10 protein-coding genes are annotated in these 9646 nt (G+C 58.9%); 1 reads left to right on the forward strand and 9 read right to left on the reverse strand.

The window, feature by feature from the left end:
- Positions 1 to 4: 4 nt before the first annotated feature.
- From rluB to ABJK70_RS14760, 8 genes are all read right to left on the reverse strand, one after another.
- On the reverse strand, positions 5 to 892 hold the full coding sequence (rluB, locus tag ABJK70_RS14725) for a 23S rRNA pseudouridine(2605) synthase RluB (protein WP_347258335.1): 888 nt from the start codon (positions 890 to 892) through the stop codon (positions 5 to 7).
- Positions 867 to 1451: an SMC-Scp complex subunit ScpB gene (gene scpB, locus ABJK70_RS14730; protein WP_347258336.1), complete on the reverse strand. Its 585-nt coding sequence runs from the start codon at positions 1449 to 1451 to the stop codon at positions 867 to 869. Before scpB ends, rluB begins: the two co-directional genes overlap by 26 nt.
- Before the next feature lies 1 nt (position 1452).
- A complete protein-coding gene (locus ABJK70_RS14735) occupies positions 1453 to 2343 on the reverse strand; it encodes a ScpA family protein (protein ID WP_347258337.1) in 891 nt (296 codons plus the stop codon).
- A complete protein-coding gene (locus ABJK70_RS14740; RefSeq protein ID WP_086135421.1) occupies positions 2344 to 2994 on the reverse strand; it encodes a site-2 protease family protein in 651 nt (216 codons plus the stop codon).
- A gap of 29 nt (positions 2995 to 3023) precedes the next feature.
- Positions 3024 to 3644 carry an L-threonylcarbamoyladenylate synthase gene (locus tag ABJK70_RS14745; RefSeq protein ID WP_156879361.1) on the reverse strand — a complete coding sequence of 207 codons (621 nt, stop codon included), beginning with the start codon at positions 3642 to 3644 and terminating at the stop codon, positions 3024 to 3026.
- 88 nt (positions 3645 to 3732) lie between these two features.
- On the reverse strand, positions 3733 to 4422 hold the full coding sequence (gene tsaB / locus ABJK70_RS14750) for a tRNA (adenosine(37)-N6)-threonylcarbamoyltransferase complex dimerization subunit type 1 TsaB (protein WP_347258338.1): 690 nt from the start codon (positions 4420 to 4422) through the stop codon (positions 3733 to 3735).
- Entirely contained in the window at positions 4419 to 6350 is a 1932-nt protein-coding gene (locus ABJK70_RS14755; RefSeq protein WP_347258339.1) for an ATP-dependent DNA helicase, read from the reverse strand. The genes tsaB and ABJK70_RS14755 overlap by 4 nt, the downstream gene beginning before the upstream one ends.
- A gap of 1 nt (position 6351) precedes the next feature.
- Entirely contained in the window at positions 6352 to 6885 is a 534-nt protein-coding gene (locus ABJK70_RS14760) for a hypothetical protein (protein ID WP_077729238.1), read from the reverse strand.
- Positions 6886 to 7211: 326 nt separating this feature from the next.
- Here ABJK70_RS14760 and ABJK70_RS14765 point away from each other — a divergent pair, with 326 nt between their 5' ends.
- Positions 7212 to 8450 (forward strand): DUF1015 family protein, encoded by a 1239-nt coding sequence (locus ABJK70_RS14765; RefSeq protein ID WP_347258340.1) that lies wholly within the window; start codon positions 7212 to 7214, stop codon positions 8448 to 8450.
- Positions 8451 to 8533: 83 nt separating this feature from the next.
- Here ABJK70_RS14765 and ABJK70_RS14770 read toward each other — a convergent pair.
- A partial coding sequence (locus ABJK70_RS14770) for a protein-L-isoaspartate(D-aspartate) O-methyltransferase (protein ID WP_347258341.1) occupies positions 8534 to 9646 on the reverse strand: 1113 nt, incomplete at its 5' end.

Raw genomic sequence — 9646 nt, forward strand, 5'->3', positions numbered from 1 at the left:
GGTTTTAAGAAATCTTGGTTTTTCGGCGGCGGACAGCTTTGTCGCTCGCGTGCCGGCGCGCAGGGCGCCGATCCGAAGGCGTTTTTCCGATATCCAGTCCAACCGAACGCATCAATTCGGCGACTTCATCAGTCGGAAGTTCGTAACACGCTCCGGCTTTCAATCGGGACGGTAGGGCAATCCCGGCAAATCGCGTCCGAATCAATCGGCTTACCGTAATTCCCTGCGATTCCCAAAGCCTCCGAACGATACGGTTGCGCCCTTCCTTCAAAGCGACGCGAAACCATCGGTTGGCACCCTCACCGCCTGCGGGCTCTATCGTCTCGAACCGAGCCGGCCCATCCTCTAGCGCAATGCCGTTCGACAGCCGAGCCAACATCTCGCCGTTGACGGGACCTAGCACCCGAACTGCGTACTCCCGCTCGATTTCCCGCGAAGGGTGCATGAGACGATTCGCCAGTTCGCCGTTATTGGTGACCAATAACAGACCTTGGGTGTTGATATCGAGACGTCCGACGGCAATCCAGCGTCCAATCGCCGGTTTGGGCAGCCGGGTGAAAATTACCGGACGCCCCTCCGGATCGCGCCGGCTGACCACCTCTCCGATCGGCTTGTGATAGATGAGCACACGGGTTGGCGCTTCGGACCTTTTGGCGACATCGACCGGTCGGCCGTTGACGGTGACATGGTCGCCGGTTCTGTAACGATCCCCCAGCTCGGCCGGCTTGCCGTTTATCGATATCCGACCGGCCCTGATCCATTCCTCGATTTCCCGGCGCGAGCCCAGCCCGATCTGAGCGAGAACTTTCTGAATCCGCTCGCCGGCGTCATCCGGTGATGGACGTACATCCGCCGGCGTCTTGGTCTTATTCGATCGATTCGGTATTCGCATTTTCGGTCACTGGCTGGTCTTGCGGCGCCGCTTGCAGCGCCAAGTCGTCTATGAACTCCTGGAGCGGCGGTAGTTCGCCAAGGCTCTTCAGATTGAAATAGTCCAGGAATTGCTTGGTCGTGGCGAGCAGGGCCGGGCGCCCCGGGACCTCTTTGTGCCCTACCACCTGTATCCATCCCCGCTCCTGAAGCGTTCGCACGATGCCCGAACTGACGGCGACGCCGCGAATATCCTCGATTTCACCGCGCGTAACCGGCTGACGATAAGCAATGATGGCGAGAGTTTCCAAGAAGGCGCGTGAATAACGCCCAGGCCTTTCCTCGAACAGCCGCGAGATCCAAGGGGAAAACGCCTCCCGCACTTGGAGACGGTACCCGCTGGCCACCTGCTTCAATTCGACGGCCCGGCCGCGGCAATCTTCGGCCAACTCCGCCAAAGCGGATTGTATTTCTGCGGGTTCCGGCCGCTCGTTGTCGGCAAACAGATTTTCGAGTTCGGCGAAGGACAACGGTCTGCCGGCGGCTAACAGCGCCGCCTCGATGATCGTCTTCAGTTCCACGTCAATCGACACCGGAAGCCATCAGAGGCCTAACTTGCAATTCGCCCAACGGTTCTTCCTGAATGATCTCGATCAAACGCTCCTTGCTGAGTTCGAGGATGGCGAGCAACGAAACGACCGCGCCGTGCCGCCCTTCCTTCCGTTCGAACAAGCTGGGAAACGGGATCAATAATTGGGTCCGCAATCGCGCCAGTATACTCGACATGCGCTCGCGCACCGACAATGGCTCGCGCTGGATGTGATGATGCGTCGATCGCTCGGCGCGCCGCAGCACGTCTTGGAAAGCCAAGAGAACTTCTTTCAATTCCACTTCGGGATAAATCTTTTTGACCTTGATGGCACCGGTATCCGCCGACGTTTCGAAAACGTCGCGCTCGCATCGCGGCAGGGCGTCGAGCTCCTGGGCGGCGTGCTTGTAGCGTTCGTACTCCTGGAGGCGGCGCACCAGTTCGGCGCGAGGATCCTCCTCGCCCTGTTCCGGCCCTGTCGGACGCGGCAGCAGCATGCGCGACTTGATCTCGGCGAGAATCGCCGCCATCAGCAGGTATTCGGCGGCAAGCTCGATCCGGAGTTCGCTCATCATCTCGATGTAGGCGATGTACTGGCGGGTGATATCGGCAATGGGGATGTCCACTATGGACAGGTTCTGCCGGCGGATCAAATAAAGCAGAAGATCGAGCGGACCTTCGAACGTTTCCAGGAATACTTCCAGCGCGTCGGGTGGGATGTAGAGGTCTTCCGGCAACTCCGTGAACGGCGCGCCGTTGACGAAAGCCAACGGTGCTGCGGTGACCGCTCCCTCGCTTACAGCTTGTGAATCGACCTGCCGTGCATCTTGGTCCGAATTCGATTCGGTCGCAACGGTCTTTTCACAATCGGCCAGATCAGTCATCTACAGACCGGCAAAACCGAACAACAATTGCAGCATGATATTTAGCGGAAAACCCAAGATTATGGACAGCCATCCTGTGGCAATCAGGGCTAAAAGGATAAAAAAGCCGTAGGGCTCAATTCTGCTGAACTTAATGGAAAGTCTCGTTGGCAACAGGCTAGCGACAATACGCCCGCCGTCTAACGGCAAAATCGGCAGTAGATTTAGCACCATCAACAATATGTTAAATTTTATTCCCGCCTGTCCCATAAACCCGAGAGGCAGGGAGACATACTCCAAATCTAAAGCAACTGCTAAGCGCAAAATAAGAGCCCAACCAATCGCCATGATTAAATTTGCCATTGGCCCTGCAATTGCTACCAGCGCCATATCGCGCCTGGGATGACGTAATTTGCCGAAATCCACCGGCACGGGTTTAGCCCAACCAAAAAGGAAACCCGTCTGTAACATTAGTAAAACCCCTGGCACTAATAAGGTTCCAACTGGATCAACGTGACGCAAGGGGTTCAAGGAAAGCCGGCCGAGACGGGCGGCGGTATTATCACCAAACAACCTGGCAGCCCAGCCGTGGGCTACTTCATGTAAAGTGACTGCAAACAAAACAGGAATTATTGAGCCGGCAATTACCTGAATAAAGTTGAAATTTTCCATTGGAAGATTGTATGGCGGAACGAACAGGATTATTGCAAAGAAGCGACGACGCCCGATCCCTGCCGGACGATCTCCGGCGTGTCTTCGATAAAGCCGATGATAGTGGTCGGCGTATAGGGAACGACTCCGGCATCGATGATCAAATCCACCTCTTTCTCGAGGCGGTCGCGAATGTCTTCTGGGTCGGTCATGGCGTCATCATCGCCGGGGAGAATCAGGGTCGAACTGAACAATGGCTCGTTCAGTTCCGCTACCAGCGCCAGCGTGATCGGATTGTCCGGCAGGCGGATACCGATGGTTTTGCGCTTTGAATGTTGCAGGCGACGCGGCGTTTCGCGGGTCGCTTTGAGAATAAAGGTGAACGGCCCCGGCGTCAGCGATTTGATCAGTCGGAATGCTTCGTTGTTGATCTTCGCGAAAGTCGATATCTGCGACAGATCCCTGCAGACCAAGGTGAAATTGTGATCTTCCTCCAACTGGCGAATTCGGCGGATGCGGTCCAGCCCGGATTTATTATCCATCTGACAGCCGAACGCGTAGGAGGAATCGGTCGGATAAACGATTACGCCCCCTTCGCGAATGATCTCGACGCTTCGGCGAATGAGCCGAGCTTGCGGGTTGTCCGGGTGGATCTGAAAATATTGAGCCATCCCGATAGTTTACTATAGAGGCCCCCTCCTCAGGGATTTTTCCCTTTCTCTGCGTTTTTCGACGGGACCGCTACAAAGATCGATCCGCCTACGTTCGTGAACCCCGCTTTTTAGCGACATTGTCGCGCAGATAAACCGGCAGCGCCTGTTCCGGCTCCACGAAGAAACCGCTGCCGAAAGCATCGGCGCCAAGACGAGCCACCATCGCCGCGCGCGGAAAGCGGTCGGGCAGAATCCTTTTTACGTCGCCGCCCAAACGCTCCTGGAGAACCGAACCGTAGGTCTTCCATCCACTGCCGATACCGACGCCTTCGGCATGATCGGGAAACGAAACGCGTTCGGCCGGCCGTACCGATTCTTCGCCCAAAAGCTCCGCCAACCCCGATTCTCCCCTACGGTAGACCGCCCAGTAGACTTCGCCCATGCGCGCATCGATGCAGGAAAATGCGACCTTTTCCGGAGACTCGATCAAGGCATCCTGCGCCAGGGCCGCCAGCGTCGAAACCGGAACCACCGGCAGATCAACACCGAACGAAATCCCCTGAGCCACGCCCGCCGCGATGCGGACGCCGGTAAAGGAACCGGGCCCCCGTCCGAACGCTAAAGCATCGACTTGCGAAACCCTGACTCCGGCTTCGGCCAGCAAGGAGTCGATCATCGGCAGAATCAGCCGATTATGCTGCTGCGGCGCAAGCTCATAACGTTCGAGAACGGTGTCATCGATCAGCAAGGCGGCCGAACACGCTTCCGTGGCGGTTTCGATGGCCAGAATCTTCATACCGCGATCTCTTTTTCGAATTCACTGGAGAAAAACCGCTGCACATCGGCGAGCGAACGGGTCCTCGGCGTATCCGGCAGGCTGTTCAAAAAAACCTTCCCGTAGGAGCGGGACAAAATCCGCGGATCGCACAGCATCAGCACGCCGCGATCCTCCTGATCCCGGATCAAGCGCCCCACGCCCTGCTTGAGCGCGATGGTTGCGGCCGGAAGCTGATAGGTCGCAAACGGATTCAGTCCGTTGCGGCGGAGGGTTTCGAGCCGAGCATTGAGCACCGGGTCGCTGGGTGAGGCGAACGGCAATTTGTCGATAATGACGCAGGAAAGCGCCGGTCCCGGAACGTCGACCCCCTCCCAAAAGCTCCCGGTGCCCAGGAGAATGCCGTTGCCGGCTTGCTTGAACGCTTCCAGAAGCACCGCTTTGGGCTGGTTGCCCTGAACGAACAGCGGATAATCGAGATGCTGCGCGATCAAAGCCGCAGCCTCCGACAAGGCCTGATGCGAGGTGAACAACATGAATGCCCTGCCCCGGCTGGCCTTCAAAACCGGCAGCGCGGCTCGCACCACGGCCTGGGTGAAGCCGTCGACCGCCGGGTCCGGAAGCCCCGGCGGCAGAAACAACAAGCACCGGTTCCGGTAATCGAACGGGCTTTCCCAAGCCCGGCAATCGGCACCGCCGAGTCCCAGTTGTCCGACGAAATGATCGAACCGGCCGCTCACCGTGAGCGTTGCCGATGCGAAGATCCAGGCGGCCTGACTGTGCTTCCGAAACCGCGCGAATTCGCCGGCGATGGCCAACGGGGTCCGGTTCAGGGAAAAACTGTGCTTATAGACCTCGAACCAGCGTACGGCTTCGCTGCCTTCGTCCTTGTCGAAAGTCTCCAGCCGCACACCCAAATCCGTACAACGTTTCCAACACGACTCGAGGCCTTTGCTGCGAACGGCGGCTTCTTTCAGGATGGCTTCGAGATCGTGCAAATGCCGGCGCAACTCGGCGAGCTTTTCGGTTACCGCCGAATCGTCCGCCACCTTGTGCCACGCCTCCCGCCGCGAAGGGTCGCCCAAAGCCTGCCGCAGCTCCGCCGTCAATTGCTCGAGCAGTTCCGCTTCTTCGAGCAGCTGCGGCATATCTTTCGCGTTCTTGAGCCGCTCGACCAGGATATCGTCCGCCAACCCGTGGAGCTGGCGGGAGCTGATGCCGAGACCCAGAAACTGGGCCGCCGATTCGACGAATTGATGAGCCTCGTCCACCACGATCGCTTCGCAGTCGGGCAAAAGCTCGCCGAAGCCGTCGTTCTTCAAGGTCCAGTCGGCCCACAGCAAATGATGATTGATCACCAGAATATCGGCATCCTGAGCACTGCGGCGTGCCTTCACCAAGAAACAGTCTTCGTATTGGGGGCATTCCTGCCCCAGGCAGTTGTCTCCGGTCGAGGTCACCGAAGACCAAAGCACCGAAGATTCCGGCACGTTGACGACTTCGGCGATGTCACCGGTCCGGGTGGTCTTGCTCCAGCGCCGGATCGCCTCCAGGGCGTACGCCTCGCGTGGGCCGTAACCCGCCTTGAATCCCAGGGTGTTTTGCAGACGGTACGGACACAGATAATTGGCTCGCCCTTTCAGAAGTACCGCCTTGAACGGCACGGCCAGCGCTTGCCGGACCATAGGCAGGTCCTTGCGGAAAAGCTGATCCTGGAGAGTCTTGGTGGCGGTCGAAACGATGACTTTCTTGCCGGACAAAGCCGCCGGAACCAAATAGGCCAAGGTCTTGCCCGTGCCGGTACCTGCTTCCGCGACCAGGCAGCTCTTGCCGTCGATTGCTTGTTTGACGGCTTGCGCCATCTCCGCCTGTCCCTGGCGCGGGCGAAACCCCGGCAAGCACCGGGCGAACGGGCCTTCCGCCCCCAAGATCGAAAGCAAATCCGGCAATTCAGTTCCCGGCTTTCTGCTCGGCCATCGCCGCACCGGCCAGGTCGCCTTTCGCCCGGCGCGCCTGCGCAATAATGGACCAGTTCTTTTGGGTCAGCGGCTGGCTTCCCCTCGCAAGCTGGTTCGATTTTTTCGCCAGATCTTCGGCAAGGCCCGGCTGATGCTGCTGGAGCCGAATTTCGGCCAATTGATGCCACAACAGAGGATTGCGCGGCTGAATGCGTATCCCTCTTTCCAGTGCGGAGGCGGCATTGTCCAGTTGCCCGCTTTTGCGGTTGTTTTCGGCCTCGCTCAACAAGGCCAGAACTGCAGGCGATGAAGCGACGGGCTCGCTTCTGACGGGTGGTTTCGCTCTCCATGACGGAGCAGGGGTTTCTCTCGCGCCTGCCTGTGGAGTACCCGGCTGGCGCTCGGCCGTGGACTCGCCCGGTATCTGGCCAGGTTGGTAAATCCCGCGAGGCTGATTCGAAACGCTGACACAGGCGGCTTGCAAAAGAAGCGTTGCAACGAAAATCGGACGATAGGCTTTGCTCATGTTGAAATGAAGACCTCGATACAAGGGGCTGAAACTGCTAATGGTAGAACAAGACGCATAGTCGTAGGTCGGCAATCCTTTGCCGACAGCCACGTCGGGAAGGGATTCCCGACCTACAGCCGGGGCGCTACACTGAACCGGGAAATGCTCTAGCCTCGAAAGATGAGGGAGAATACAGGACATCGTCATTGGGCTCCAGTTCGCCATTCCTTGCTCCATTGGACCAACGACCCGGTGAAATTACTGACAGCCGCACGAGTCATTACTGAAATAAGGTTTCTCGGCTCCGGTGTTAGAATTCAGCCATTGCCCTCAGGAAAACGACCATGCCCCTCATCCGCCCCTTCTCCGCTCTCCGTCCGGCGCCCGGTCGCGCCGCGGAGGTTATCTCACCGCCCTACGACGTGTTGAATACCGAAGAAGCCAGAACGCTGGCGGCGGGCCGTCCGTGGAGCTTTCTGCACATTTCCAAACCGGAAATCGATTTGCCGCCCGGAACCGACGCTTACGCTCCGGAGGTTTATGCCAAGGCCGCGGACAATCTGAAGCGGATGCTGAATTCCGGCATCCTGAAGCGGGACGACCGGTCGCTCTATTATGCCTATCGCCTCGTCATGGGCGACCATACGCAACTGGGCCTGGTCGCGACGGCCAGTGTCGCCGCTTACGACGCCAACCGCATCCGAAAACACGAGTTCACCTGCCCCGACAAGGAGGACGACCGGGTACGCCAGATCGTGGCGTTGAACGCTCAGACCGGTCCGGTGCTTTTGGCGTATCCCGATGCGCCCGAGATCGACAGCCTGTTGGCGAAAACCGCCGAGCAACCGTCCGAAGCCGACGCGGTAGCGGAGTCCGGCGTGCGGCATACGTTCTGGAGCATTCGCGATGAAGATACCATCGCCCGGCTCACCGAACTTTTCGATGCGCTGCCGGCACTGTATATCGCCGACGGGCATCACCGTTCCGCCGCGGCTTCGCGGGTTGCGGCCTCGCGCCGGCAATCCGATCCCGGCCATACCGGCGATGAAAGCTACGAATACTTTCTGTCGGTGATATTTCCCAAGAGCCAGATGCGGATCATGGATTACAACCGGTTGGTCAAGGATTTGAACGGTTTGAGCGAAGCGGAGTTTCTGAGCCGGGTGTCCGAGCGCTTTGCCATAGAAAAAGCCGACAATCCGGTGAAACCGGAAAATCCCGGCCAGTTCGGCGTGTATCTCGGCGGACACTGGCGCAAGCTGACCATAAGACCCGAGTTGATCCCCGCGGACCCGGTGGCGCGGCTCGACGTCAGTCTCTTGCAGGACAACCTCATTTCGCCGGTCCTCGGCATCTCCGATCCCCGCCGCGACCGGCGGATCGACTTCGTCGGCGGCGTCCGCGGCTTACGCGAACTGGAGCGCCGCGTCGATTCCGGCGAAATGGCCGTGGCGTTTTCGGTGCACCCTACCCGCATGGAAGACTTGATGGCCGTGGCCGATGCGGGAAAGGTCATGCCCCCGAAATCGACCTGGTTCGAGCCCAAGCTGGCGGACGGGTTGGCGTCCCACGTGCTGGACTAGCCCGGATCGACCGAATGGCGGATGCGCGGACCGGCGGCCCTCTATCCGGTTCCGCACGGTACCGCCGCATATCCGGCCGTTCCCTATAAGCTCGGCGAAGTGGCGGCGTGGGTATGCTCGTATCGCTCCTGGCAATCGTGGCACCTCAGCGCCGCGGGATTTACCTTCAGCCGAGGATAGCCGATCTCCCCTTCGCACTCGATACAGATACCGTACTCGTTGTTGGCGATTCTGAGCAGGGCTGCGTCTATCGCCTGAAGCTCCCGAATGTGCCGGTCGATGATGGCCAGGTTGAGGTCCACCAGTAAGTCCGCGACGGATTCCTCCTCCATGTCGTGAACCTGACCGGCGAGATCGATGTATTGCTCGTTATCCGAAGACAAGAGCTCCTGACGGATTTCTTCCCTGAGATCTCGATAGCGGCTCTTGAGCGCCAGTTTCAGCTCGTTGATCTGGGCATCCGATAATTTTGCAGTCATGGTCGTTCTCCATCCGTATTCGTTCGTTCGATCGATGCGCGTCACGGATTCGCGCTCCGGTTCGATCATCGAGTCTCCTGTGAGCGGCACGAAGGCCACATCCAAAATGCTCCGGGTTTCGATTTGGCCTTGCTTGTCCTTCTCCACCAGCATCAGTTCCTGGTGGCGATAAGGCAGCCCGATAGGGATCACCATCCTGCCTCCGGGCCTGAGCTGATCGAGCAAGGCTTTCGGCAGGTACGGGGCGGCCGCCGTGACGATGATGCCGTCATAGGGCGCATGTTCCGGCCAACCGTGATAGCCGTCGCCGGCACGGACCTCGACGTTGGCGTAGCCGAGGCGCATCAGCCGCTCTTTCGCCTGCTCGGCCAGTTCCGCAATGATTTCCACCGTGTAAACCCGCTTAACCAACAGCGACAGGACCGCCGCCTGATAGCAGGAACCGGTGCCGATTTCCAGAACGATGTCGTCCGGTTCGGGATCGAGGAGATCGGTCATCAAGGCCACGATGTAGGGCTGGGAGATGGTTTGACCGTAACCGATGGGCAGGGGTCCGTTTTCGTACGCGTAAGCCTTGGACTCGGAAGGCACGAAACGGTCACGAGGGACTTTTCGCATCGCGTCCAGCACCCTCGGATTCAGCGTGTCTTTGCCGATCAGATGCCGGGTGACGGTAACCTCCTCCTCGATCTCGCGCATCATGCGAGACAATCTAGT

It is taken from the genome of Methylocaldum sp. (assembly GCF_039794385.1).
GTDB lineage: Bacteria > Pseudomonadota > Gammaproteobacteria > Methylococcales > Methylococcaceae > Methylocaldum.

Excerpts from the sequence above, each read along its gene's own strand:
- rluB (WP_347258335.1), bottom strand. The coding sequence starts at position 892 with ATGCGAATACCGAATCGATCGAATAAGACCAAGACGCCGGCGGATGTA.
- ABJK70_RS14735 (WP_347258337.1), bottom strand. The coding sequence starts at position 2,343 with ATGACTGATCTGGCCGATTGTGAAAAGACCGTTGCGACCGAATCGAAT.
- ABJK70_RS14740 (WP_086135421.1), bottom strand. The coding sequence starts at position 2,994 with ATGGAAAATTTCAACTTTATTCAGGTAATTGCCGGCTCAATAATTCCT.
- ABJK70_RS14745 (WP_156879361.1), bottom strand. The coding sequence starts at position 3,644 with ATGGCTCAATATTTTCAGATCCACCCGGACAACCCGCAAGCTCGGCTC.
- tsaB (WP_347258338.1), bottom strand. The coding sequence starts at position 4,422 with ATGAAGATTCTGGCCATCGAAACCGCCACGGAAGCGTGTTCGGCCGCC.
- ABJK70_RS14760 (WP_077729238.1), bottom strand. The coding sequence starts at position 6,885 with ATGAGCAAAGCCTATCGTCCGATTTTCGTTGCAACGCTTCTTTTGCAA.
- ABJK70_RS14765 (WP_347258340.1), top strand. The coding sequence starts at position 7,212 with ATGCCCCTCATCCGCCCCTTCTCCGCTCTCCGTCCGGCGCCCGGTCGC.